Source organism: Streptomyces sp. SudanB182_2057 (genome assembly GCF_964272715.1).
In the GTDB taxonomy this organism is placed as follows: domain Bacteria; phylum Actinomycetota; class Actinomycetes; order Streptomycetales; family Streptomycetaceae; genus Streptomyces; species Streptomyces rubradiris.
In genome coordinates, this window is record NZ_OZ186798.1 from 1658022 (window position 1) to 1681469 (window position 23448).

The following is a 23448-nucleotide window of genomic DNA, read 5'->3' on the forward strand; positions in this document are numbered from 1 at the left end:
GCGTCAGCCCTTGGTGCTGCCCGCGCCGATCCCGGCGATGATGTGCCGCTGGAAGACGAGGAAGAGCGCCACCATCGGGACGCTGGCGATCACCATGGCGGCGATGAGCACGGTGAGCTGGACGTTCTGCGACAGCTGCACCAGGGCCACGCTGATCGGCTGCTTGCCGGTGTCGGAGAAGACCATCAGCGGCCACAGGAAGTCCTGCCAGACGGCGACCAGGGCGAAGATCGACACCACGCCGAGCACCGGCCGGGACATAGGCAGCACGACGGACCACAGGACGCGGAGCTTTCCGGCGCCGTCGATCTCGGCGGCCTCCAGCACATCGCGCGGCAGTTGGTCGAAGAAGCGTTTGAGCAGGTAGAGGTTGAAGGCGTTGGCGACCGCGGGCAGCCAGACGGCGAGGGGGTCGTTGAGCAGGCTGGTGTGGATCAGCGGCAGGTCGGCGACGGTCAGGTACTTGGGGACGACCAGCGCCTGCGCCGGGACCATGAGGGTGGCGAGGATGCCGCCGAGGACCACCTTGCCGAACGCCGGTCGCAGCTTGGACAGGGAGTAGGCGGCGGCGGTGCAGAACACCAGTTGGAAGGCCCAGGCGCCGGCCGCCTGGACGAGGGTGTTCCCCAGGTGCCGCGGCAGCTCCATCAGCTCCCAGGCGTCGGTGTAGCCGCCGGGGTGCCAGTGTTCGGGCAGCAGGGTGGGCGGGGTGCGGGCCACCTCGTCGGGCGACTTCAGGGCGCCGGTCACCATCCAGTACACGGGGAAGAGGAAGGCGAGCGCGAAGAGGATCACGACGGCGGTGAACACCGTCCAGTAGAGGGCCTTTCCGCGCGGACGGGCGAGGGCGGCCGGGGAGAGCAGGGTGCGGGTGCCCGGGGTCATGTGTCCCCCTCGGTGCGGGTGAGCCGCAGATACAGGGCGGAGAAGGCGCCGAGCAGGACCAGGAGCATGACGCTGAGGGCGCAGGCGCCGCCGAAGTCGTTGTAGAGGAAGGCGTATTTGTGAATGAGGTAGAGCACGGTGACGGTGGAGTTCTCCGGTCCGCCGCCGGTGATGACGAACGGTTCGGTGAACACCTGCATGGTGGCGATGATCTGAAGAAGCATCAGCATCAGGATCACGAACCGGGTCTGTGGGATCGTGACGTGCCGCACGCGCTGGAGGAGGCTCGCGCCGTCCAGTTCGGCCGCCTCGTACAGCTCGCCGGGGATGGACTGGAGCGCGGCGAGGTAGATGAGGACGGTGCCGCCCATGTTGGCCCAGGTGGCGACGAGCACCAGGGAGACCAGCGCGGTGTCGGTGCCGTTCGTCCAGTTGGAGGTGGGCAGGTGCAGCAGGCGCAGGGCCTCGTTGGCGAGGCCGGCTCCCGGGTCGTAGAACCACTTCCACAGCAGGGCGCTGACCACCGGCGGGATCATCACCGGCAGGTAGACCACCACGTGGAAGAAGGCTTTGGCGTGCCGCAGTTCGTTCAGGACGAGCGCGAGCACGAAGGGGACCGCGAAGCCGATGAGCAGCGCCAGCAGGGTGAAGGTGAGGGTGTTGCGCCAGGCGTCGGCGAACTCGGGGTCGTCGAGGACGCGGGTGAAGTTGGCGGTGCCGGCCCACTTTGGCGGTGAGCCCGGGGTGTACCTCTGGAAGGAGATGACGACCGCGCGGATCGCCGGGTACCAGGAGAACAGGGCGAAGCAGAGCAGGCCGCCGAGGAGGAAGCCGTGGGCGCGGGCCTGGTCGGCCAGGCAGCGCCGGCGGCGCCCGGCCGGGTCGGGTGCCGGGAGCGCGGGGACGGGCGGGTGGGCGACGGGCCGTCGCTCGGCCGTCTTCGTCATGGCGGTCAGTCCCGGGCCAGGATGCTGTCGATCTTGCCGGACGCCTCCTCGAGGAGCTGATCGATGTCGGCGTCCTCCTGGGTGAGGACGGCGGAGACGGTGCCGTCGAGGACGGAGTAGATCTGCTGGGCGTGCGGCGGCTCGGTCTTGAGCCGGAGCGCGGCGTTGCCGTCGAGGAACGTCCGGTAGTTCTCCACCGGGACGTTGGCGTTGGCCTGTTTCATCCGCTGGTCGGTGGCGTCCGCAGCGCCGGTGAACAGGCGCGGTTCGGGCAGGCCGACGGGGGCGCCGTGCTTCTTGGCGCGGGCGTAGTCGCCGAGGAAGCCCTTGCCCGGGGTGAGGAACATGTGGTCGAGCCACTTCAGGCCGGCGCGGATCTGGGCGGGCGTGGCCTTCTTCCGGAACATGTAGCCGTCGCCGCCGATGAGGGTGGCGTGGCCGCCCGGCATGGGGGCCAGGGCGAGGTCCTGGTAGTCGCCGCCCTTCTCCTTGACCAGGATCGGGATGTTGTCGGGGGCGGCGAGGTACATGCCGAGCCTGCCCGAACCCATCATCTGCTGCACGTCGTTGATGACGAGGAGCTGTTTGCCGCCCATCGAGTCGTCGGTCCACCGCATGTCGTGCAGGTTCCGCAGTACGGCGCGGCCCTCGGGGGTGTCGATGGTGGCCCTCTTGCCGTCGGCGCTGACGACGTCACCGCCGTGCGCGTACAGCTCGGCGGTGAAGTGCCAGCCGCCCTGGTTCTGGGCGCTGTAGTCGGCGTAGCCGACCGTGCCGTCGCCGAGGGCGGCGATCTTCCGGGCGGCGGCGCGGACCTCGGCCCAGGTCGTCGGGGGCCGGTCGGGGTCGAGTCCGGCCTCACGGAACAGGGCGCGGTGGTAGATCAGCCCCATGGAGTAGCCGGTGCGCGGGATGCCGTAGACCTTTCCGTCGACGGTGTAGATGTCCCGCAGCTGCTTCTGGATGCTGTCGTAGCTCTTCAGTTCCTTCAGGTACGGGGTGAGGTCGGCGGCTTGGCCCAGGTCCACGACGTGCCGGACGTCGGTGAAGTACGTGTAGAACACGTCCTCCATCTGGCCGCCGGCGAGTTTGGCGTCGAAGGTCTTCGGGTCCTGGCAGGGGAAGGCGTCGTGGGCGACGACGTCGATGTCCGGATGGGCCTGTTCGAAGGCGGCGGTGTCCTCTTCGAAGAAGGCGCGGTCGACCTTGGCGCTCCTGGGCGGCTCGCAGTTGACGGTGATACGGGTCTTGCCGCTCGCCGCCCCGTCGGCACCGGACCCGCAGGCGGTGGCGGCGAGGGCGAGGGAGCAGCAGACGCCGATCGCGACGACGGTACGGCGGAACCCGGTGTGTCTCATCGGTGGACCCCTCATGACACGCGTGGCAGGAGCGGTGGGCGCCGCACACTCAAGCACCGCCGACATCCGACCGCAAGATGTCGCGCAGGCTTTGTAATTATTCGACAGGGAGTCGGATTCTCCGGTGGCTCAGTCCCGGGGGGCTTGCCCGGTGGATCCCCGTACCACCAGTTCCGGTTCGAACAGCAGCTCCTCGGCGGGTACGGCGGTGCCTCCGATCTGCGCGTTCAGCAGTTCCACGGCGGCGCGTCCCATGGCCTCGATGGGCTGGCGGACGGTGGTCAGCGGGGGTTCGGTGCAGTTCATGAACGCCGAGTCGTCGTAGCCCACGACGGAGACCCGGCCCGGGACGTCGTACCCCTTGCGGCGGGCCGCCCGGACGGCGCCGAGGGCCAGCGGGTCGGAGGCGCAGATGATGCCGGTGACGCCCCGGTCGATCAGCCGGGAGGCGGCGGCGTGCCCGCCCTCGAGGGAGAAGATGGCCCGCGCGACGCACTCCTCCGGCAGGTCGCCGGCGATCGCCCGGGCGGCGGCGAGTTTGCGGGCCGAGGGGACGTGGTCGCCGGGGCCGAGGAGCAGGCCGATGCGCTCGTGACCGAGGGAGGCCAAGTGCCGCCACGCCTGCTCGACGGCCACGGCGTCGTCGCAGGACACGGCCGGGAAGCCGAGGTGTTCGATGGCCGCGTTGACCAGCACGACCGGGATGTTGCGCGCGGCGAGCAGCCGGTAGTGGTCGTGCGGCGCGTCGGCCTGGGCGTACAGGCCGCCGGCGAACACGACACCGGAGACCTGCTGCTGGAGCAGCAGCTCGACGTAGTCCGCCTCCGAGACCCCGCCCTTGGTCTGGGTGCACAGCACCGGGGTCAGCCCGAGCTGCGCCAGGGCTCCGCCGATGACCTCGGCGAACGCCGGGAAGATGGGGTTCTGCAGCTCGGGCAGGACCAGGCCGACGAGCCGGGCGCGTTCGCCGCGCAGCTGGGTGGGACGCTCGTAGCCGAGCACGTCGAGAGCCGTCAGCACCGCCTGCCGGGTGGCGTCCGAGACCCCGGGTTTGCCATTGAGCACCCGGCTGACGGTGGCCTCGCTGACCCCGACCTTCTTGGCCACTTCCGCAAGTCGTCGCGTCATGAACGCAAGCGTAGCGCAAGCGTTGCAAGCCACTTGCGTAAGTGCGGCGGGGTGGAGGGGGAGGCACGGCCAAGTCGCCCCCCGACGCCCGAGGGCAGGTCACCCCTCGGACGTCGGGACCGCTGTGAGGTGGGAGGTGGTGCCGCGGGTCCGGCGGGGGCGGCGTACCGGTGCGGTGGGGCGGCGGGGCTCGCGCAGCACCATCGTCAGGCGCCGGTAGCCCAGCTCCCGCAGCGGCTGCGGCGCCTCCTCCACGATGCGGCACTCGGTGCGCCCGTGGCGCGGGTCCGGGTGGTGCAGGAGGCGCACGGCACCGTCGAGCCGGGTCGCGGCCTCGCCGACGGCGCGGATCCAGTGCGGCAGGCCGTGCCGGTAGGCCGCCTCCATGATCGGATCCTGGGCGATCTCCCGGCGCACGGCCTGGAGTTCGTGATCGTGGGCGTACGCCTCCAGCGCGGTGCGCAACTGGGCCAGCATCGGCAGGCACCAGGCCGCCTCGTGCTCGCCGAGGACCCGGCCCGCGTCCGGGTGGAACAGCACGAACCGCAGGAAGTTCACCCCCGGCATGGCCGTCTCGTGCGGGCGCACGTCACGGAACAGCGTCTCGAACGCCCGGTTCGCCATGACCACGTTCCACTGGTGGTCGACGACCAGGGACGGGCACGACATGTACTCCAGCAGCGCCCCGTAGTCCTGGAGGTACGCCCGGGTGTCGCAAGTGTCGGGGACGGGCCGCGGTGCCGGCCGCTGCCCTCCTGCCTGATGTGCCATCGGGAGGTCACCCCTCTTGCCTCTGCGGCCTTTCACGCGGCGATGCGATCCTGCTGCCCAGGCAAGAGTCGTGTCAACTATCGTGGCATTTCGTGCCGGTTGACGGCTGAAATTCGCCACAGTTGTGGCGACACCTGGATGTGGGTTCCGGACACGGGCTACTCTCCGGGAAGTTCACGGCGACCGCTCGTGAGAAGCACGGACGCACCTGAAGCCCTCTTTAGAGACGTAGGAGTTCTGTCGGTGACGGATGGCTACGAGGATCCGGGCGCCTCGGCGACCGCCCAGCTGCCGGCCGTCGTCGCCCGCGTCACCGCGCTCGCCGACCGCCTCGGCGTACCGCACGCCGAGGTCTTCGACGTCGGGCGGCTCTCCATCGCCTGCGGGGTGCCCGAGCCGGTGGTCAGGGCCCTGCTCAGCGGACGGCCGGCGGGCGAACCGGACGTCCAGGCGCGTTTCCTGCAGCGCCTGGACCTGTTGCGCCGCACCCGGCTGAAACCGGGCGGACGCCGGTACACCCAGCAGGAGATCGCCGACGGCGCGGGCATGTCCCGGCAGCAGGCCGGCGCCCTCATCAACGGCGACCGGCGGCCCACCATGGAGCACTGCGACGCGCTGCAGCGCTTCTTCCGGGTGCACGCGGGCTTCCTCACCGCGGAGGACCCCGAGGCGTTGGCGGGCGCGTTACAACGCGTCGAGCAGGAGCTGCTGCAGAAGCTCGCGGACCGGGAACGGGCCGATGTCGAGGCCGCGGAGGATCCGCTGGAGCGGCTGCTGCAGGACCACGGGGTGCGCGGAATCGCCTGGCGGGCCGCGCAGTTGCCCACCGACCAGCACCGGGACAAGGTCGCGGAGTGGCTGGACATGCTGCTGGAGAGCGTGAAGCGGCCCGAGTCGTGAATCGGGCGGCGGGGTCCTGACACCCGCCGATGACGGGCCGTACTGCACGCCCGGGTGCCGCCGTTTCCTCCTCGCGCCTGCGCTGAGCGGGCGAACACCGGCCGAGCCGGACGGGATTGTCAGTGGCGGGCGGCAAGCTGGGGGTGTGCGCCGCCGGACGCGGTGCACGGCGCCGCAGGGCGCGCGACCGTGACGCCTACCCGGGGAGAGCCGACCGATGCCCACCGCCGTACTGACCGATCGTGAGCGCACCGCCGTCCAGGCGTATCTGCGGCTGCTCCACACGGTGCGCGCCGCCCTCGACGCGCCGCCGGAGACCGGCCGGCCCGCCGTCGTGCCGCCCGCGGTGCTCGCCGAGGCCGAACATGCGCTGGCGCACGCCGGACTGGCGGGCAACGAGGCGGAGTTCTTCCGCCTGCTGCGCGACTGGTACCCGCCCGCCTGACGGCCCGTCGGCACGCGCGGCGCCCGGCGCCGGGGCACACAGGCATACGGGCGCGCGGGGTACGCGGTCCGCCGGCCGTCAGGTACTCGGTGCCGGGGACGCGTGCGGTACGACGACCGATGTCGCCGCCACTCCGTCCCTGACGATCCACCGTCCCTCGAAGGTCTGGAGGCGTCGGCCGCCGACCAGGGGCCCGGGCACGAGGAGTTCGGCGCGCAGGGTGCCGTACGACTCGCCGCCGGTGTCCGGGTGCAGGGTGATGTCGGCCTCGGAGAAGTCGAGCCACTTGCGGGTGAGCGGGAACCACGCCTTGTAGACGGACTCCTTGGCGCTGAACAGGAGCCGGTCCCAGTGCACGGCGGGCCGGCGCAGGGCCAGCTCGTCGAGCCGCGCGGACTCGGCGGGCAGGAACACCGCGTCGCCGACGCCCTCCGGGAGCGGTCCGTGCGGCTCGGCGTCGATGCCGAGGGAGGCGAGGTCACCGGCGCGGACCAGCGCGGCGGCGCAGTAGCCCTCGCAGTGGGTCATGCTGCCGACCACCCCGTCCGGCCACAGCGGGGCGCCCCGCTCGCCGCTGAGCACGGCCTGCGGCGGCACGCCGAGCTTCTCCATGGCGCGCCGGGCACAGCCGCGCACGGCGGCGAACTCACGGCGCCGCTTGGCCACCGCGCGCACGACGAGCGCCTCCTCCGCCGGGTAGAGCGGGGTCTCCCACAGCGGGTCGTCAGTGTGCGCCTCCACGGCCACGACCGACTCCGGGAGCAGCTCCTCGATCACCTGCTTCGACCTCCATCGGCAGGATGCGGCGCAGCCTTCCCGGCGGGTCCGGTCGCTTGCGCCATTCGCGGGGGTAACCCACGGAGACCTCCATGAAGCGGACTCCGTCGTGCCAGGTGGTGCGGGGGATGTGCAGATGGCCGTAGACCATGGTGGCGACCCGGAACCGGCGGTGCCAGTCGGCGGTCAGCCCGGTGCCGCACCACATGGCGAACTCGGGGTGCCAGAGGATCTCGGTGGGGTGCCGGTCCAGCGGGTAGTGGTTGGCCAGCACGGTCGGGAGGTCATCGGGCAGCTCGGCCAGCCGGCGCTCGGTCTCGGCGACCCGGGCCCGGCACCATGCCTCACGGGTCGGGTAGGGGTCGGGGTGCAGCAGGTACTCGTCGTTGCAGACGATGCCCGTGCTCTCCGCGTAGGCGAGGCCCTCCGCCTTGGTGGCGCAGCCGGCCGGCAGGAACGAGTAGTCGTAGAGCAGGAACAGCGGGGCGACGACGGCCGGGCCGCCGGCGCCGCGCCACACGGGATAGGGGTCCTCGGGGGTGACGACGCCCAGTTCCCGGCAGACCTCGACCAGGTGTTCGTAGCGGGCGACGCCGCGCAGGGTGACCTCGTCCCGGGGGTGGGTCCACAGCTCGTGGTTGCCGGGCACCCACAGCACCTTGCGGAAGCGGCGCGCGAGCGTGCCGAGGGCCCAGCGGATGTCGGCCACGGTCTCGGCGACGTCGCCGGCCACGATCAGCCAGTCCTCGTCGCTCTCGGGCCGCATGCCCTCCACGAGGGCGCGGTTGTCCGGATAGCCGATGTGCAGGTCGCTGATGGCGAGCAGCTGTCCGGCGCCGGCCGTCGACTCCACCCCGCACACCCCTTCCGATCATCCGATGGCACCACAAGAACACACCGACCCTGCCCGCGACAAGAGTCTTCCGGCCGGGCGGCAACTTCCCGGCTCGTGCGGCCACTTGGCGGATCACGGTCGTTTTCCGGTCACCGTGGAGGAGATTCCCGGACCGGATTCCCTGCCGGGTCCGGGTCGTGCGGGATCACCGCTCCACGGTAACGCGACCGCCCGGCCAGGCGCGCGTTCAGATCCGGCACCGGACCGTACGGGCCCCCGCGGCCGACGCCGGTGTGGCCGGATACCGATGGCCCCGTTGAGCGAAAGTTCGACAGTACGCAATTATACGAACTGTTTTGGTGAGCCGGGCCGCCCTGCCCATGACCCGAAGGGCCGACCATGTCCCCCTCCCCCGGGCCGCACCCGCGGCCGACCGGACCCGGCCGGACCCGGCCGGGCTGGAGCCTGGCGCTGCTGGCGCTGGCGCAGCTGATCTTCTCCCTCGACCTGAACATCGTGTTCGTCGCCCTGCCCGACATCGGCGCCGACCTGGACTTCCCCGGCCAGACCCAGCAACTGGTCGTCAGCGCCTACGTGGTCTTCGCCGGTGGCTTCCTGCTGCTCGGCGGCCGGGCCGCCGATCTGCTCGGCCGGCGCCGGATCTTCGTGCTCGCGCTGTCCGTGTACGCCGTCTCCTCGCTGGCCGGCGGGCTGGCGGGCAGCCCGGAGGTCATCGTCGCCGCGCGGGCGGTGCAGGGCATCGGCGGCGCGCTGCTGCTGCCGTCCACGCTGTCGCTGATCAACACCCTGTTCGAGGAGGGCCCCAAGCGGAACCGGGCGCTCGCCGTGTGGGGCGGGGCCGGGGCCAGCGGCCTGACCGTCGGCGCGCTGCTGGGCGGTGTGCTCACCGAGGCATTCGGCTGGCCCGCCGTGTTCTTCGTCAACGTACCGCTGGCCGGGCTCGTGGCCCTGGCCGCCGTGTTCGTGATCCCGCGCGACCCGGCGGGCGGCGCGGGCCGCCGGTTCGACCTGCCCGGCGCCCTGACCGTCACCGCCGGCGCCACCCTGCTCGTCTTCGCGCTGGTCGAGGGCCCGGAGTGGGGCTGGGGCGCGCCGGCGGTCATCGGGGCGGCGGCCGCCGCCGTGGTGTGCCTCGCCGCGTTCGCCGCGATCGAGTCCCGCAGCGCCGACCCGCTGATGCCGTTCCGCCTGTTCCGCAACCGCAGCCTGAGCGTGGCCATCACGGTGACGTTCCTGTACATGGCCACGTTCGGCACCCTGCCCTACTTCCTCACCGTGCTGCTGCAGTCGGTGCACGGCTTCAGCGCCCTGGAGACCGGGCTCGCCTTCCTCGTGCCCTCCGTCGCCATCGCCGCCGGCACCCAGCTCGGCGAGCGCATGACCACCCGGCTGGGCGCACGCACCACGCTGATCACGGGTTTCCTGATCGGCGCGGTGGGCACCGCGGCCCTCTCCCTCGGCTTCGACGCGGACGCCGGTTACGGCATCGCCGTACCCGGGCTGATCGTCTCCGGGGTGGGCCAGGGCATCGTGTGGACGTCCATGTGGATCGCCGCCGCCACCAAGGTCGCGCCCGGCGAGCAGGGCATCGCCAACGGCATGGCCTCCACCACCCTCAACCTGGGCAACGCCATCGGCCTGGCCGTGCTCACCGCGATCGCCGACGCCGGCACCGGCGGCAAGACCGGGCAGGCGCTGCGGGCCGCCACCGCGGACGGGGAGTTCCTGGTCGTCCTGCTCACCGCGGCAGGCATGGCCCTCGGCCTGCTGATCGTGCTGTGGCTTCCGCGCGCCCAGGCCGCCGGCGCCCCGGTCACCGGCTCGCCGGAGCCCTCGGCGGGGGCCGCCGCGCCCGTCCCCGTCACCGAGGAGGCGACGGCGACCGGGAACCACTGAAACACGCGCGGGGACCCGCACCGGCAGGATGCGCGAGGGGCTCCGGTTGGCCGTATGATCGGCCCGACACCGGCGCCCCGACTCCCTCTCCCCCAGGGCCGTTCGGTGACCCTCTCACGCACCTGCCCGGGCACGGGCCGCTCCGCCCTGCCCGCACACCGAAAGGCGGCCTGCATGCTCTCTCGCGTACGCGTCTGGCTCAACCGCACGTACGCGGAGAATGTGTTCTTCATGGATCAGCTGCGGAGAAATCCCGGTGACCGGGCGGTCGAGATCCATGCCACGCACGGTGACCCGGACTCGCCGGTGCTGGCCGCCGCCGACACCGCCGAGCTGGAGCCGGAGGGCCTGTCCCCGGCCGCGTACGTCGAATACGCGCTCGACCAGTGCGCCCGGCGCGGCATCGACGTGTTCGTGCCCCGGCTGCACCAGGCCGCGATCGTGGCGCACCGGGCGGAGTTCGCGGCGGCCGGTACGGCGCTGCTGGCGCCGACGCCCGAGGCGGTCGCCGTGTTCGAGAACAAGGCGATCGGGTACGAGGCGGTGCGCTCGGTGGGTGTCCCGGTGCCGCCGTGGTGGCGGGTCCGGACGGCCGACCAACTTCTCAGTGCCGTCGAGGAATTGGAGGAGTCCGGGCATCAGGCGTGCGTCAAGCCGGCCGCCGGGGCGGGCGGGGCCGGCTTCCGGGTGATCACCCGGTCGCCCGTGTCCCTGCCGGAGCTGAGCGGCTTCCCCGGCCCGTATGTGCGGCTGGACGCGGTGCTCGACGCGCTACGGCGGTCCGGGGAGCCCGTGGACTGGCTGGTGATGCCCCGGCTGGCGGAGCCGGAGGTGTCCGTCGACTGCCTGACCGGGACGGACAACCGGGTACGGCTCGTCATCGGCCGCACCAAGAACGGCCGCCGCCGGGGCTTCACCCTGGACGAGCGGTGGCTGGCACCGGCCCGGCTGATCGCGGAGGGCTTCGGCCTGCACCATCTGTCCAACATCCAGTTCCGGATGCTCGGCGACCGCCCGGTGCTGCTGGACGTCAACACCAGGCCCGCCGGCGGGCTGCACCAGCTCTCGCTCTGTGGGGTGAACGCGCCCTGGGCGGCGGTACGGCTCGCGCTGGGTGACGACCCCGGGGTGATCGAACCGCCGTTCCTCGGCCAGGACTACACGGTGCTGGCGGGACCGCGTCCGCTGCTGCCCGCCGGGCTCGCCCGGCATCGGCAGGAGCCCGCGGAGATGGCGCTCCCGACGGCGCCGGCGCCCGTGCGCACGGCCCCGGCGGGCGAGGTGCTGCCGCTCTAGGTCCTGTCGTCAAACTCCCGCCGTCCGCCCGGAGGGTTTCCCGAGGAGGGTTTCGAGTCGGCGGACGCGGGTCCGGGCTGCTCAGCCGGCCGGCGCGCGGATCGGGCGGAGCAGGGCGGTGCGCGTCCGGCGGGCCGCGCGCGTCACACGGTCGCCCAGCCGGCGCAGTACGGAGGCCGGCAGGAAGACCGTGTCCGCCACGATCATCGCCAGCGAGAAGAACGGCAGGCCGAGCAGCGTCCCGATCCCCGCGTGCATCGCCATCATGACCATCACGATCGCGGTGCGGGTGCGACGGTCGAACAGCAGGAAGGGAAAGGCGACTTCGGCGATGACCGTGCCGTAGCTCAGCAGCAGGACGACCAGGCCGTGGCCGGCGACGGCCCGCGACAGGGCGGGCCACGGCGTGACATTGCCGATGTGCAGCGCGTAGTACAGCGCCGTGCCCTCCTGCCACAGGGAGCCCTGGATCTTGTACCAGCCGGAGGACGAGTAGATCAGGCAGATCTGGACCGCGACGACCAGCATCGCCCCGGCGTGCACGACGTTGCCGGCCATGGTCAGGACGGTGCGCGGTTCCCAGGGCGCGCGGCGCCGTACCAGCCACCCCACCAGCTGCGCGGCGAGGAAGGCCCAGAGCGGCCACGCCCAGCCCGCACCGAGCCGGCCCAGCCCGGTGACCAGGGCGAGTACGGCGGCGAAGCACACCCACAGGACGATCCCGGTCGTGTCGGGGCCGTGGTCCCGGCCCTTCGCGGCACGGCGCGCGTCCAGCGACCAGACCGCGCCGCAGCGGGTGAACACCAGGTAGATCGCCATGATGTGGAGGAGGTTGTCGCCGCCGTTGCCCACGAAGGGGTTGCGGTTCTGGACCGCCATCACGGCGATCATGAAGAGCAGCGCGGCGGTCCGGGTCCGCCAGCCGAGGAGCAGCATCACCGACGCGACGACCGCCGCCGCGTAGACGGCCTCGAACCACGGCCGGCCGTCGTACCACAGCAGGGCGGTGAAGGCGTGGGTCGTGGCGTTCCACCGCCGACCCATGTCCCAGCTCCACGAGCCGTCCGGGCCGTACAGCTCGGCGCGGTCCACCCCCTCGCGCAGCAGCAGGGCGAGCCAGGTCAGCGCGAGGCCGATCCGGAGGGCGGCGGCCTGGTACGGCGCGAAGGGCTCGGCGGCGATCCGTGCCAGGCCGCGCCGCACGGCCGTGGCGAAGCCGGGCGACAGCGGTGCCGGACCGGGCGGTCCGGAGGGGCGGCCGGGCGGCGCCGAGGGGTATGCGGTCATCCGACGTCCTCCGCCCTGACGGTCCACCACGGCTGGACGAGGTGGCTCGTCCTGGTGTCGGCGTACTGCCGGCTCCACGGGGGCGCGGGCACCGGCGTGACGGCCGAGCGGAGCTGGACACGGCGTACGGTGCCGCCGCCGACCCGCGGGCCGAGTCGCCGGACGGCGATGCGCACCAGGTACTGCCGCATGAGGCTTCCGTACAGGCCGGTGGGGCGGCCCTGGCCGTCGAGCGATCCGATGAAGTTGTTCCAGGCGACGCGCAGTTGGTTCTGGTACGCCTGACCGGGCAGCGGATGGTGTGCGATCCGGGTCTCGTCCTGCGCGGTCAGGTCCAGCCACCGGGTGGTGGAGAGGGTTCCGTCGGGCATCTCGACCTGTGCGCGCGCGTGCACATGGGTGTTCGCCGTCGACGGGTTGGGGGCGAAGAGCTTCCACTGCTGGGCGAACTCCGGACCGAGGTACCGGCTGATGCCGGTGGCGTGCCGCTGGGACAGGTGGTTCGGCGGAGCGATGGCGAGGAAGACCACCGCCAGGTGCACGGCGGCCCCGGCGACGACGGCCACCGCCGTGAGCGCGATGACCCACAGCGAGACCGGCGAGAGACCGGACAGCCCGCCCGAGCCGTCGGCGCGGTCTCCCGGCGCGCGGTCCCCGGGGTCCGGCCGCCCCTTCGGCAGCACCTGGGTGTCAGGAGGCCGCCTGGCGTTTCCAGGAGCGGTGCGGGTGCGGTCGGCCGCATACGGTTCTCCGGCGCCGGCCGGGCGGAAAGGGGCGCAACGGCCCCTTTCCGCGTCGTCCTCATTCACCGGTCAGGCCGTACCGCAGCGCCAGCCGGGTCAGATCCGCCCTGCGATGGAATCCGCTCTTGCTGCGCAACCGGTCCAGGTGCGAGTGCACCGTATTCTCGGTGATGTGCAGCGCGACGGCGATTTCCCGGTCCGTGGCGCCGTCGGCGAGAAGCCGTAGAATCTGCCGTTCCCGGTCGGTGAGCCGCGGTGGCGGCGCGGGCAGGACCCGGCCGTCGAGGTCGGCGGAGAAATAACTGCTCCCGGCGGCCACGGCACGGATGGCCGTCAGCAATTCCGTTTCCCCGATTCTGTGGCCCAGATAACCGCGGGCCCCGGCCTCGATGCACAGCACGGCGTCCGACTGTTTCTCGGAGAATGCCAGCACGATGACCGCGTGTCCCTTGCGGTGCAGCCGGGAGACGACGCTGGACGCCTCCCAGGCGGACAGCTGGACGTTCAGCAGGACGACCTCGCCGCGGCTCCCCCGATCGCGGTAGTCGCCCACCTTCCCGACCGAGGTCACGATCCGCAGATCCGGTTCGGGCTCGATCACGCGTGTCAGGCCGTGGGCGATCAGCGGGCAGTCGCAGATGACGCTGATGGGGGTCAGTGGTGCGTCCATACGGGCTCCAGGGCGTAGCCGACCGCCACGCGGCGGGCGACGGGGTCCGACGGCCTGCCGTCATGCCGTCGGATCCCAGAGTGGTCACAGTCCCGTCCCGGGGCACGCCCAGTGGGCCAGGCGGGCGCACGGGCCCCGTCCGGCCCGGGCACACGACGGCCCCGGCGTCTCCGTGCGGAGGCCGGGGCCGAGGCCGGTGCCGGGGAGGCGGACGCGTCGCCCGTCAGCCCTGCTGCTGCTGTTGCTGACCACCTCCGCCGCCCTGCTGTTGCTGCTGACCTCCGCCGCCTTGTTGTTGTTGCTGACCTCCGCCGCCCTGCTGTTGCTGCTGACCGCCGCCGCCCTGCTGCTGTTGCTGCTGCTGTTGCTGTTGCTGTTGCTGCTGCTGTTGTTGCTGCTGCTGCTGCTGCTGTTGCTGCTGCTGCTGTTGCTGCTGCTGCTGTTGCTGCTGCTGCTGCTGTTGCTGCTGCTGTTGCTGCTGCTGCTGTTGCTGCTGCTGCTGTTGCTGCTGCTGTTGCTGCTGTTGCTGTTGCTGTTGCTGCTGTTGCTGACCGCCCCGGCCCCCCTGCTGTTGCTGCTGCTGTCCGCCCCGGTCCTCGCGCTCGGCGAGCTTCGCGCAGGTCACCTTGGCGAACTTGGATGTCACCGTGTACGTGTCGTTCGGAAGCCCGGTGAATTCGAAGAAGCCGCCGGGTGTCGTGGTGAACGTACCCACCGAGGCCCCTGCGGAATTTCTCGCGGTGACCGTCTCACCGTCCGGGAATCCACTTCCCGATATCGCGATCCGGCCGCCGGCGAACGGCGACGCGGTGCACGTTATGTCTTTCCGCGCGGGAGCCGCGTCGGTCGACGAGGTGGCCATGGAAATCCCGCCGGCGAGCACCGCGCCCACTATGGCGGTCGCCGCGATCTGCTTCTTCATCAGTCGTCCCCATCCGTGAGTGAAAAGCCGAGCAGAGACCACCGTGGCTGCTGGCACCCGCCGGCACACCCCCTGATTGCTCCCCCACAGCAGCCTCACCCGGCTCGGACGGAGTTTTCAAGGGGTAGAAATACCGGCCCACTCAGGAGGCGGAACCGCCGGACCTCGCGGAAAATACCCGTCGGCTCCGCTACTTCAGATACCCCAGTCCGGGGTGCGCGGCGGCGTACTCCTCCACCAGCTGGCGGGCGACGTTCACGGAGTCCACCAGCGGATGCAGGGCGAACGCCTTGACCGCGGTGGCCCGGGAACCCGACTCCGCCGCGGACAGCACCTGCCGTTCGACGTTCTTCACGGCGCACACCAGACCGGTGGCGTGGCCGGGCAGCGGATCGGCGGCCAGGGGGTGCGCGCCGCCCGCGTCCACCAGGCACGGGACCTCGACGACGGCGTCCGCGTCGAGGACGTGGAGGGTCGAGCGGTTGCGGACGTTGAGGATCAGCGTGGCCCGCTCGTCCCGGGCGATGGCCCGCATCAGGGCGAGCGCGACCTTCTCGTAGCCGCCGGACAGGTCTTCCTCCTCGCGTTCGCCGGCACCGGCGCTCTCCCGGTTCTCCGCCATGTACGTCGCCTCCCGCTCGGCGCGGGTACGGTCCCAGGCGCGCAGGGCGGAGACGCCCGGGTCGGCCGCCTCGGCGTAGAACCGGGCCTGCTGGTCGCGCAGGAAGGCGCCGCGGGTCCGCTCGGCCTGCTGGTAGGCGCGGACGGTCTCCCGGTTGAAGTAGTAGTAGTGCAGGTACTCGTTGGGGATCGCGCCGAGCGACCGCAGCCAGTCGGTGCCGAACAGCCGGCCTTCCTCGAAGGAGCCGAGCAGCGCGGGATCGCCCAGCAGCCGGGGAAGTTCGTCCCGTCCGCCGACGCGCAGGGCGCGCACCCAGCCGAGGTGGTTGAGGCCGACGTAGTCGACGAAGGCGTGCCTCGGGTCGGCGCCGAGGACCCGGGCGATGCGGCGGCCGAGGCCCACCGGCGAGTCGCAGATGCCGATGACCCGGTCACCGAGGTGGCGGGCCATGGCCTCGGTGACCAGACCGGCCGGGTTGGTGAAGTTGATGACCCAGGCGTCCGGGGCGAGCCGGGCCACCCGGCGGGCGATGTCCACGGCGACGGGGACCGTGCGCAGTCCGTAGGCGATGCCGCCCGCACCGACGGTCTCCTGGCCCAGCACCCCCGCCGCGAGCGCGACCCGCTCGTCCTCCGCCCGGCCCTGAAGACCGCCGACGCGGATCGCGGAGAAGACGAAGGCGGCGCCGCGCAGGGCCTCGTCGAGGTCGGTGGTGGCGGACACCACGGGCGCGTCGGGAACCCCCTCGGCCTGCTCCGCCAGCACCCGGGAGACCGCCCGCAGCCGGCGGTCGTCCAGATCGTGCAGCACCACCTCGGTGACCCGCCCCTCGCCGCGGTCGGCCAGCAGCGCCCCGTACACCAGCGGCACCCGGAACCCGCCACCGCCCAGAATCGTCAGCTTCACGCCCGCACCCTTCATCGCTCCGGCACCCCTGTTTCCCCTGCCGCACCCTTGTAGCAGACCGGCGGCCGGACGGTCGGACCGCCGGCCGGTCACCGGGTGGCCGCCCGACGGACGGTGGCCTCCCGGCAGCCCGGGACAGCCACCGGTCACGCCCACCGGTGGCGCCTGCCGACCGCCGGTGACGGCCGCCGCACGCGACCCGCCGAGAGGACAGCCGTTGCCGCATCCCTCAGACTCGGAAGAGATGACCGGTCTTCCGAGGAATGACCGGTCTCCCGAGAGATGACCGGTCCGTCGCGCCGGAAGGGTCGGAACCGTGCACAGTGTGCCGCTGTGGCTCTGGATGGTCTTCGCCGTCACCGTACTGGTGTCGCTGGCCGTGGATCTGCTCGCGCACCGGCACGCCCATGTCATCCGTTTCCGCGAGGCCGCCGCCTGGAGCGCGGTCTGGGTCGGACTGGCCATCGCCTTCGGCGCGGTCGTCTTCCTCGTGGTCGGGACGACCGCCGGTGTGGAGTACACGACCGCGTGGCTGCTGGAGAAGAGCCTGTCGGTCGACAACCTGTTCGTGTTCGCGCTGATCTTCGGGTACTTCAGGGTGCCGCGGGCCTATCAGCACCGGGTGCTGTTCCTCGGCGTCCTCGGCGCCCTGGTCTTCCGCGGCATCTTCCTCGCCGCGGGCGTGGCCGTGGTGAGCCGCTTCACGGCGGTCCTGTTCGTCTTCGCGGCCGTCCTCTTCTACAGCACGTACAAGATCCTCCGGGAGGAGGACGACAGTTTCGATCCCGGCAAGAGCATCGCCGTACGCCTGCTGCGCAAGGTGGTACCCGTCCGGGACGAGTACGCCGGCACGCATTTCTTCGTGAAGGAGGCCGGCAAGCACGTCGCCACCCCGCTGCTGGCCGTCGTCGCCGCGATCGAGGCCGCCGACATCGTCTTCGCCGTCGACAGCGTGCCCGCCGTGCTGGCCGTCAGCAACGACGCGTTCATCGTCTACACCAGCAATGCCTTCGCCATCCTCGGCCTGCGCGCGCTGTACTTCATGCTCGCCGGCCTGCTCGACCGCTTCCACTACCTCAGCAAGGGCCTGGCTCTCATCCTCGCCTTCATCGGCGTCAAACTCGTCCTCCAGGCCTCGCACAAGACGATCAGCAGCGCCGTGCCCGAGATCCCCTCGCTGGTCAGCCTCGCCGTCATCGCCATCGTCCTGGCCGTGTCCGTCGGCCTCAGCCTGCTGCGCCCGCCGCCGCCCGGCGCCACCCCTCCGGGGCACGCGGAGGCGCCCGCGGAATCCGCGTCCGCCGCCGCCGACGGGGGCGGCTCGGCCGGTGGCGCCCCGCGCACCTCCGGGCCGGACCCGCCGGGCGAACCCCGCCGGAGGCCGGAACCGCCCCACGACGCATGAGGAACGACCGAGAACATCTGAGGCACGGCCGAGAACACCCGAGGCACGGCCGAGGACACCCGAGGCGCCGCCGAGCCGCGCGCACCGGGCGCACCGGGCGCGCTCAGCGAAGTCACTCTTTAAAGTGATGGCAAAGCATCACCAAGGGACAGTAAAATGGCGGTCATGAGGGGCGAACAGAAACACCGGACGCGCACGTCGGAATTCGTCTGCGGCTCGTGCAAACAGCCGGTGGGCACCGTCGTGGAGCGCCACAAGAGCTTCGGCATCTTCATACCGGTCTGGACGGCCGGTCCCTGCCACAACCCCCGATGCCCGGAGTATGTCTCGGAGGCGGAGCTCATCGGCCGGCTGCGCGGCGCCCGGGACAGAAGGGCCGGGCGCATACGCCACTGAGGCGCGAGCCGGGTCCGAGGAGGTGGCCCATGACCCGTGACCACCGCTTCCACCTCGACCGGGAGGGCCATTCGGTCACCGTGCGGACCGGCACCGCGCGGGAACCCACGGAGGTCCTGGTCGACGGCAAGGTGGTGGCCGCCCGGCACCGGCGTGGTCACCGTGAGCGCGTGATCGAGCTGACCGCGGAACTGCCCGGCGACCCGCCACGGCCCGTGACCGTCCGCGTCGACTGGCGGACCGGGGCCGGAAGCGGGCCCGTCTGTGTCATGGAGGCGGAGGGCACCTGCACCGTCGTCCCCCGCGCCTCGCCCGGCCCTTCGGCCCCGCGCCCGGCGGTCCCGGTCCTCGCCCGCCACCCGCTGCGGTGGCTGCGCCGGCACCTGCCGCGACGCCGCCCACGGCCGCACCGGACGGCGCGACGGCTCCGGTGACAACGGGGCACCACCGGACGGCGGCCTCCCGCTCCGCCGCCCTTGGCCCCCCCGGTCCGCCGACCCTGGCTTCCCGGTTCCGCCGGCCCCGGCCTCCCCCACCTGGCCGACCGACGCCACCCGGCTGGCCGGCCGACCTACCGGGTCGGCCGGCCGACGCTTCGAGGGCGGTCGGCCCGGCGCGCCGCCGGGCGGGGACCGAGCTGTGCGGGCGCGCCGGTTGTCACCGGGGTGAGCCGCGCAGCGCCACCGCGGGGATCACCGCCAGGGCGAGGGCTCCGGCCGCCACCGCCAGAGTCGGGTAACCGCTGCCCGTCACCACCAGGCCCGACACCATGCCGCCCGTCGCGCCCGCCACGGACATGCCCACGTCCGCGAGGCCCTGCACCGTGGCCCGGGTCTCGGCGGGGGCGGCGTGGGTGAGCAGGGTGGTGCCGCCGATCAGGGCCAGATTCCAGCCGATGCCGAGGAGGACGAGCGCACAGGCCGACAGGACGACGGAGGCCGGCGGGGCGAGGCCCGCGAGCAGGCCGCCGCCCAGCAGGACGCCACCGGACACGGCCGCCACGGGTCCGCCGCCGACCCGGTCCGCGAGCAGGCCGCTGAGCGGTGACGGCAGGAGCATCGCGCCCACGTGCAGGGCGATGACCAGACCGGCGGTCTGCGTTCCGTGCCCGTGGCCGGTCAGGTGCACCGGCGTCATGGTCATCACGGAGATCATCACCAGCTGCGCGACGACCATCACGGTGGCACCGGTGACCACACCGGAGGTCCCGCGCACCGGCTCGCGGGGCCCGGCCCCGGAGGCCGGTCCCGCGCCGGGGTCTTCCGCGGCCGGTTCCGGGGGCGCCGGGAGGGGGCGCAGCCACACCAGCAGTACCAGGGCCGCCGCCGTGTAGGCGGCCGTCGCCAGCAGGAAGGGCCCGGCCAGCCGTGGGATGCCCCAGGCGTGGGCGAGCTGGCCGGTGGGGCCGACGAGGTTCGGGCCCGCGACCGCGCCCAGGGTCATGGCGACCAGCACCGTGCCGGCGGCCCGGCCGCGCCGGGCGGGTGGGGCCAGCTCGGCGCCGGCGTAGCGCGCGAGCAGCCCCGTGGCCGTACCCGCCCCGTACACGAAGAGCGCGGCCAGCAGCAGGGCGGGCTGGTGGGCCGCGGCCCCCGCCACCACTCCCGCACTGCCGGCGGCGGCCACGCCGTTGCCGAGCGCCAGCCCGACACGGCGCCCCCGGTGCTGACAGACCCGCCCGAGGGCCGCGGCGCCGAGGGCCGCGCCGATGGTGAACAGCGCGACCGGCAGCCCGGACAGGCTCGTGGAATCGAACAGGTCCTGGGCGAGCAGGGCGCCGACCGTGATGCCGGCCGCCGTCCCGGCACCGCCGAGCACCTGGGAGACGACGAGTACCGTCAGCGCGCGGCCCGGCGCCCGGGAGGCGCCCGGCGTCGCGGGCGCCGGGGCCGTCCGGGTCATGTGGCCGACCGCACCGGGGCCGCCGCGCCGTCCCGTCCCGGTGTCCCGGCGGGCTGCTCGGAGGGCGTCGCGTCGTCGGCCAGGGCGGCGATCTGGGCCAGGGACAGGCCGAGTTCGTCGCGCAGGAACCGCACGATCGTCCAGTGCGGCACGGCGTCCTCGTCGAAGGGGCCGAACGCGGCCATGTAGTGGGGGATCCAGCGCAGCGCCTCCTCGGCGGCCGTGTCCCGCCCGGGAGCCTCCTGGTAGGCGTCGTAGGAGATGCTCCGGTGGTGGATGAAGCGGGCGCCGGGCAGCCGCTGTTCGCACAGTTCCCGGTACTCGCGGGTCTGCAGGATGAGGTAGTGCCAGATCTCGTCGATGTCCTGCTCGACGGGGAGGAAGAGGCCGCCGAGCCGGTCGGGGTGGCGGGAGACCAGGTACAGGTAGCGCAGGCACTCGCGGACCTGGTGCCGGACGACGTCTTCGGTGGGGCTGCCGGGCTTGGCCAGGAAGTGCCGGACCACCTCGTCGTGCAGGACGGGGCCGAGCAACTCCTCGGCGGTGGGGGCCGGTTCGGTGGCGCCGCCGGAGAGGGCGGGCGCTGCGGACGTGGGCATGGGATTCCTGTCGGGATCGTGGCCGGGCCGGGTGAGGGGGCGCCGTGAGGGCGGGTCAGGACGGGTCGGGCGCGGACAGCCAGGCGTACTTGCCGGAGCGCCCGATCGGCAGGCGGGCGCGGTGCTCCACCTGGCAGGAGCGCCCGGTCAGGGCCGTGACGTCGGCGGCGAGCCGGGCGGTCTCGTCGGGCGTGAGCGGTACGTCGTCGAAGGTGGTGTAGGCCAGCAGGCAGGTGTCGTCGCCGGTCAGCCTCAGGTGGTGCAGGAAGACGCGGCCGCTGACGCCGGTGATGCGGCCATCGAGGTCGGCCTGGGCGACGGGTCCTTCGGGGGTGGGCAGGAGTTCCTTCTCCCGGCCGCAGAAGGAGACGATCCGCTCCGGGTCGGTGCTGCCGTCGTGGGTGCGGACGCAGTCGCCGGAGCGGTAGCGGACCAGCGGCATGTACGGGTTGCGGACGCTGGTGACGATGAGGCTGTGGATGCCGCTGCCCGGCGCCACCGGGATCAGTTCGACGCTCATGTCCGTCAGGTACGGCCGGTAGCGGCCCTCGGCGTCGCTGTAGAAGAGGTAGCCGAGTTCGGTGCTGCCGAAGAGGTCGACCACGGGGCAGTCGAAGTGCGACCGCAGATAGGCGCGGACGTTGAGCGGCGTGTACTCGTAGGCGTGGACGATGCCCGCCGGGCGGGGGAAGCCGTCCCACAGGCCCCAGGCGGAGACTTTGCGGACCAGGTGGGCCAGGTGGTAGCCGGAGCAGTCCAGGAGATAGGCGCCGTCGGGGTGGGCGCCGGCCACCTCCCGGATCTCGCCGAGCATGCGCTCGACGTCCTCGCGCTCCCAGTCGGCCGGGTCCAGGCGGCGGTTGAGGTACAGCGTGCGGTCGTCGAGCCAGCGTTCACCGGGGGTCGCGCCGGGCTTGCGGGCGTTGACACGGGCCACGTGCTCGGTGGCCAGCACGGTGGTCAGCGAGACCCGCCGGGCCCCGGCGTGCCAGGAGGCCCCGAGTTCGGGGTGCTCCTGCCACAGGCGGTAGTAGGAGCGGAGCAGGAAGTAGGGCGGCCGGATGATCTGCATACGGGCGTGGTTGGTGCCCGTGGACAAGACGAACTCGGCCTCTCCCGTCTCCAGCGCGCGGGCCAGTCGCGGGGTCATCCAGTTGTCGGGGAAGCCCCGGGCGATCTCCGGCTTCTCCAGGATCGGGAAGTGGCCCCGCTCTACGGAGGCGCGGTAGATCGGGATGTCGCGCACCTTGTCCAGCACGTCGGCACTCGGCATGCGGTTCACAGGGGGATCTCCGGGGCGGTGTCGGCGGTGGTGGCGGAGGGCTGCCGGCGCGGCGGAGGCCGCGCCGGCAGCCCGGCGTGTCAGCGGAACGGCCCCGACGTCAGCGGGAGATACAACCGCTCTTCGCCGTCACGCTGATGCAGCCGCTCTTGGGCGCGGCGCTGATGCAGCCGTCCTTCGCCGCCTCGGCGGAGTTGACGGCGACCCAGCGCTGCCACACGGATTCCTCGGTCATGCGCTTGATGAGCTGGTCCATGGGAACCTCCGGAAGATACGAGATTTAACGTTTCTGCACGAACAGACGACCCAGGGCGTTGTCGCTCGCCCATCGCCACCGAAGGTAAAGAGATGGTCAATCAATAGTCAATAGAAAACAGGGCGGTTGGCTGGAAACACACGTTCGCACCTCAAACCCCCGTTCGCGCGCGGCCGTCGGCCGCGCCCGGCCCTACCGCATGTCCGCCCGGAAGGCCACCGGCGTCTGACCGGTGTGCAGGTGGAAGAACTTGGAGAAGTTGGCCGCGTCGGGGAAGCCGACGGCCGCCCCGACGCGGCCGATCGGCATGTCGGTGTGCGCGAGGAGGCGCTTGGCCTCCAGGATCACGCGCTTGTCGATGAAGCCCTTGGGGGTCTCGCCGGTGGCGGCGCGGACGGCGCGGACCAGGGTGCGGCGGGAGTAGCCGAGGGCGTCGGCATAGGCGCTGACGCTGTGGTTGGCGGCGAAGCCCCGCTCGACGGCGTCCCGGAAGCGGATGAAGGTGCTGTCGGCGTGGGGCGGGCACGTCTCCGCGGAACTGGCGGCGAGATGGGCCAGCCGCAGCAGGCACGCGGTCAGGGTGTGCCGCAGGACGGCCGTGTGCAGGCTGAGCGGGAGCGTGGCGGTGTCCTCGTACTCGCGGCGGAGCTGGTCGAGGGCGGCCTGGAGCGCGGCGAGCCGCGCCGGGGCGGGGTGCAGCAGCGGCGGCAGGTCGTAGCGGTACAGGCCCGTGGCCTCGACGGTGGAGCGGGGCAGGAAGCCGGGCTGCATGGTCAGGACGGTTCCGCGGTACTCGCAGTCCCGGGAGAAGCGGTGGACCTGTCCGGGGCGGATCCACAGCAGGTCGCCGGCGCCGGCCTCGTACTCGGCGAAGTCGATCATGTGCCGTACGGGGCCGCCGGTGAAGAGCATGACCACGTGGAAGTCGATGCGGTGGACGCGGTGCAGGGGGGCCTCGGCGTGCCAGGTGCGGTCGGTCCCCATGGGGCCGATCTGCATGCCGACACCGCCGACGGCCAGCTCGGCCGGGAAGGGGAAGGTTCTGATCCCGTCGCCACCTGCGGCCTCGTCGCGACCGGCGTCGCCGTCACCGGCCCCGCCGCCGTCAGCCTGCCCCATTATGACCGCCATGCCCTTTTCTTACCGTTCCCGTCGTTCGATCACTGTCCCAGATTCACCACAGGCTGACACACCCCGAC

24 protein-coding genes are annotated in these 23448 nt (G+C 72.2%); 7 read left to right on the forward strand and 17 right to left on the reverse strand.

Features of this window, described 5'->3' with window-relative positions; all coding sequences use genetic code 11:
* Window positions 1-3: 3 nt before the first annotated feature.
* The 5 genes from ACSURM_RS06915 to ACSURM_RS06935 all read right to left on the reverse strand — a co-directional run bounded on the left by ACSURM_RS06915 (window position 4) and on the right by ACSURM_RS06935 (window position 5089).
* A complete protein-coding gene (locus tag ACSURM_RS06915) occupies window positions 4-885 on the reverse strand; it encodes a carbohydrate ABC transporter permease (protein ID WP_436954064.1) in 882 nt (293 codons plus the stop codon).
* Window positions 882-1832 (reverse strand): carbohydrate ABC transporter permease, encoded by a 951-nt coding sequence (locus ACSURM_RS06920; RefSeq protein WP_436954065.1) that lies wholly within the window; start codon window positions 1830-1832, stop codon window positions 882-884. Before ACSURM_RS06920 ends, ACSURM_RS06915 begins: the two co-directional genes overlap by 4 nt.
* A 5-nt stretch (window positions 1833-1837) precedes the next feature.
* Window positions 1838-3190, reverse strand: coding sequence for an ABC transporter substrate-binding protein (locus ACSURM_RS06925; RefSeq protein ID WP_436954066.1), 1353 nt, complete (start codon window positions 3188-3190; stop codon window positions 1838-1840).
* Window positions 3191-3319: 129 nt separating this feature from the next.
* Complete coding sequence (locus tag ACSURM_RS06930; RefSeq protein WP_436954067.1) at window positions 3320-4318, reverse strand: LacI family DNA-binding transcriptional regulator; 999 nt, start codon at window positions 4316-4318, stop codon at window positions 3320-3322.
* Between the two features lie 99 nt (window positions 4319-4417).
* Window positions 4418-5089, reverse strand: a complete 672-nt coding sequence (locus ACSURM_RS06935) for an MmyB family transcriptional regulator (protein WP_436954068.1) — start codon at window positions 5087-5089, stop codon at window positions 4418-4420.
* Window positions 5090-5332: 243 nt separating this feature from the next.
* Between ACSURM_RS06935 and ACSURM_RS06940 the strand changes: the two genes are divergently transcribed.
* Together ACSURM_RS06940 and ACSURM_RS06945 are read left to right on the forward strand one after the other, a co-directional pair.
* Window positions 5333-5989 carry a helix-turn-helix domain-containing protein gene (locus ACSURM_RS06940; RefSeq protein ID WP_181798509.1) on the forward strand — a complete coding sequence of 219 codons (657 nt, stop codon included), beginning with the start codon at window positions 5333-5335 and terminating at the stop codon, window positions 5987-5989.
* A 217-nt stretch (window positions 5990-6206) separates the two neighbouring features.
* Complete coding sequence (locus ACSURM_RS06945; RefSeq protein ID WP_436954069.1) at window positions 6207-6434, forward strand: hypothetical protein; 228 nt, start codon at window positions 6207-6209, stop codon at window positions 6432-6434.
* Between the two features lie 78 nt (window positions 6435-6512).
* On the opposite strand, the gene ACSURM_RS06950 is transcribed toward ACSURM_RS06945, so the two are convergent.
* Both ACSURM_RS06950 and ACSURM_RS06955 read right to left on the reverse strand, forming a co-directional pair.
* A complete protein-coding gene (locus tag ACSURM_RS06950; protein ID WP_436954071.1) occupies window positions 6513-7211 on the reverse strand; it encodes a 4'-phosphopantetheinyl transferase family protein in 699 nt (232 codons plus the stop codon).
* On the reverse strand, window positions 7159-8064 hold the full coding sequence (locus tag ACSURM_RS06955; RefSeq protein WP_436954072.1) for a metallophosphoesterase family protein: 906 nt from the start codon (window positions 8062-8064) through the stop codon (window positions 7159-7161). The genes ACSURM_RS06950 and ACSURM_RS06955 overlap by 53 nt, the downstream gene beginning before the upstream one ends.
* A gap of 381 nt (window positions 8065-8445) precedes the next feature.
* Between ACSURM_RS06955 and ACSURM_RS06960 the strand changes: the two genes are divergently transcribed.
* Entirely contained in the window at window positions 8446-9963 is a 1518-nt protein-coding gene (locus ACSURM_RS06960; protein WP_436954073.1) for an MFS transporter, read from the forward strand.
* A gap of 174 nt (window positions 9964-10137) precedes the next feature.
* Window positions 10138-11259 (forward strand): ATP-grasp domain-containing protein, encoded by a 1122-nt coding sequence (locus tag ACSURM_RS06965; protein ID WP_436954074.1) that lies wholly within the window; start codon window positions 10138-10140, stop codon window positions 11257-11259.
* 81 nt (window positions 11260-11340) lie between these two features.
* On the opposite strand, the gene ACSURM_RS06970 is transcribed toward ACSURM_RS06965, so the two are convergent.
* From ACSURM_RS06970 to ACSURM_RS06990, 5 genes are all read right to left on the reverse strand, one after another.
* Window positions 11341-12546: an HTTM domain-containing protein gene (locus ACSURM_RS06970; RefSeq protein ID WP_436954075.1), complete on the reverse strand. Its 1206-nt coding sequence runs from the start codon at window positions 12544-12546 to the stop codon at window positions 11341-11343.
* The gene (locus ACSURM_RS06975) at window positions 12543-13229 is read right to left on the reverse strand and encodes a DUF5819 family protein (protein WP_436954076.1); all 687 of its coding nucleotides are present in this window, start codon (window positions 13227-13229) and stop codon (window positions 12543-12545) included. The genes ACSURM_RS06970 and ACSURM_RS06975 overlap by 4 nt, the downstream gene beginning before the upstream one ends.
* Window positions 13230-13347: 118 nt before the next feature.
* On the reverse strand, window positions 13348-13959 hold the full coding sequence (locus ACSURM_RS06980; RefSeq protein WP_436954077.1) for a LuxR C-terminal-related transcriptional regulator: 612 nt from the start codon (window positions 13957-13959) through the stop codon (window positions 13348-13350).
* Window positions 13960-14182: 223 nt separating this feature from the next.
* A complete protein-coding gene (locus ACSURM_RS06985) occupies window positions 14183-14881 on the reverse strand; it encodes a hypothetical protein (protein ID WP_436954078.1) in 699 nt (232 codons plus the stop codon).
* Between the two features lie 190 nt (window positions 14882-15071).
* Window positions 15072-16409, reverse strand: coding sequence for a 6-phospho-beta-glucosidase (locus ACSURM_RS06990; RefSeq protein ID WP_436954079.1), 1338 nt, complete (start codon window positions 16407-16409; stop codon window positions 15072-15074).
* A 316-nt stretch (window positions 16410-16725) separates the two neighbouring features.
* On the opposite strand from ACSURM_RS06990, the gene ACSURM_RS06995 reads away from it, so the two are divergent.
* The 3 genes from ACSURM_RS06995 (at window position 16726) to ACSURM_RS07005 (ending at window position 18644) form a co-directional block, all read left to right on the forward strand.
* Entirely contained in the window at window positions 16726-17814 is a 1089-nt protein-coding gene (locus ACSURM_RS06995) for a TerC family protein (protein WP_436954080.1), read from the forward strand.
* Window positions 17815-17979: 165 nt separating this feature from the next.
* Window positions 17980-18210 (forward strand): hypothetical protein, encoded by a 231-nt coding sequence (locus tag ACSURM_RS07000; RefSeq protein WP_436954081.1) that lies wholly within the window; start codon window positions 17980-17982, stop codon window positions 18208-18210.
* A gap of 29 nt (window positions 18211-18239) precedes the next feature.
* Window positions 18240-18644: a hypothetical protein gene (locus tag ACSURM_RS07005; protein ID WP_436954082.1), complete on the forward strand. Its 405-nt coding sequence runs from the start codon at window positions 18240-18242 to the stop codon at window positions 18642-18644.
* Window positions 18645-18867: 223 nt separating this feature from the next.
* Here ACSURM_RS07005 and ACSURM_RS07010 read toward each other — a convergent pair whose 3' ends face one another.
* The 5 genes from ACSURM_RS07010 to ACSURM_RS07030 form a co-directional block, all read right to left on the reverse strand.
* Window positions 18868-20112 (reverse strand): MFS transporter, encoded by a 1245-nt coding sequence (locus ACSURM_RS07010; protein WP_436954083.1) that lies wholly within the window; start codon window positions 20110-20112, stop codon window positions 18868-18870.
* Complete coding sequence (locus ACSURM_RS07015) at window positions 20109-20711, reverse strand: hypothetical protein (protein WP_436954084.1); 603 nt, start codon at window positions 20709-20711, stop codon at window positions 20109-20111. Before ACSURM_RS07015 ends, ACSURM_RS07010 begins: the two co-directional genes overlap by 4 nt.
* A 55-nt stretch (window positions 20712-20766) precedes the next feature.
* Window positions 20767-21984, reverse strand: a complete 1218-nt coding sequence (locus ACSURM_RS07020; RefSeq protein ID WP_436954085.1) for a hypothetical protein — start codon at window positions 21982-21984, stop codon at window positions 20767-20769.
* Window positions 21985-22093: 109 nt separating this feature from the next.
* Window positions 22094-22249, reverse strand: coding sequence for a hypothetical protein (locus ACSURM_RS07025; RefSeq protein WP_359049334.1), 156 nt, complete (start codon window positions 22247-22249; stop codon window positions 22094-22096).
* A gap of 192 nt (window positions 22250-22441) precedes the next feature.
* A complete protein-coding gene (locus ACSURM_RS07030; RefSeq protein ID WP_436960968.1) occupies window positions 22442-23368 on the reverse strand; it encodes a helix-turn-helix domain-containing protein in 927 nt (308 codons plus the stop codon).
* Window positions 23369-23448 lie beyond the last annotated feature (80 nt).

Bases quoted from the DNA above. Each gene is read 5' to 3' on its own strand.
- ACSURM_RS06915 (WP_436954064.1), bottom strand. From the start codon at position 885: ATGACCCCGGGCACCCGCACCCTGCTCTCCCCGGCCGCCCTCGCCCGT.
- ACSURM_RS06920 (WP_436954065.1), bottom strand. From the start codon at position 1,832: ATGACGAAGACGGCCGAGCGACGGCCCGTCGCCCACCCGCCCGTCCCC.
- ACSURM_RS06925 (WP_436954066.1), bottom strand. From the start codon at position 3,190: ATGAGACACACCGGGTTCCGCCGTACCGTCGTCGCGATCGGCGTCTGC.
- ACSURM_RS06930 (WP_436954067.1), bottom strand. From the start codon at position 4,318: ATGACGCGACGACTTGCGGAAGTGGCCAAGAAGGTCGGGGTCAGCGAG.
- ACSURM_RS06935 (WP_436954068.1), bottom strand. From the start codon at position 5,089: ATGGCACATCAGGCAGGAGGGCAGCGGCCGGCACCGCGGCCCGTCCCC.
- ACSURM_RS06945 (WP_436954069.1), top strand. From the start codon at position 6,207: ATGCCCACCGCCGTACTGACCGATCGTGAGCGCACCGCCGTCCAGGCG.
- ACSURM_RS06960 (WP_436954073.1), top strand. From the start codon at position 8,446: ATGTCCCCCTCCCCCGGGCCGCACCCGCGGCCGACCGGACCCGGCCGG.
- ACSURM_RS06965 (WP_436954074.1), top strand. From the start codon at position 10,138: ATGCTCTCTCGCGTACGCGTCTGGCTCAACCGCACGTACGCGGAGAAT.
- ACSURM_RS06970 (WP_436954075.1), bottom strand. From the start codon at position 12,546: ATGACCGCATACCCCTCGGCGCCGCCCGGCCGCCCCTCCGGACCGCCC.
- ACSURM_RS06980 (WP_436954077.1), bottom strand. From the start codon at position 13,959: ATGGACGCACCACTGACCCCCATCAGCGTCATCTGCGACTGCCCGCTG.
- ACSURM_RS06985 (WP_436954078.1), bottom strand. From the start codon at position 14,881: ATGAAGAAGCAGATCGCGGCGACCGCCATAGTGGGCGCGGTGCTCGCC.
- ACSURM_RS07000 (WP_436954081.1), top strand. From the start codon at position 17,980: ATGAGGGGCGAACAGAAACACCGGACGCGCACGTCGGAATTCGTCTGC.
- ACSURM_RS07005 (WP_436954082.1), top strand. From the start codon at position 18,240: ATGACCCGTGACCACCGCTTCCACCTCGACCGGGAGGGCCATTCGGTC.
- ACSURM_RS07010 (WP_436954083.1), bottom strand. From the start codon at position 20,112: ATGACCCGGACGGCCCCGGCGCCCGCGACGCCGGGCGCCTCCCGGGCG.
- ACSURM_RS07015 (WP_436954084.1), bottom strand. From the start codon at position 20,711: ATGCCCACGTCCGCAGCGCCCGCCCTCTCCGGCGGCGCCACCGAACCG.
- ACSURM_RS07020 (WP_436954085.1), bottom strand. From the start codon at position 21,984: ATGCCGAGTGCCGACGTGCTGGACAAGGTGCGCGACATCCCGATCTAC.
- ACSURM_RS07025 (WP_359049334.1), bottom strand. From the start codon at position 22,249: ATGGACCAGCTCATCAAGCGCATGACCGAGGAATCCGTGTGGCAGCGC.
- ACSURM_RS07030 (WP_436960968.1), bottom strand. From the start codon at position 23,368: ATGGGGCAGGCTGACGGCGGCGGGGCCGGTGACGGCGACGCCGGTCGC.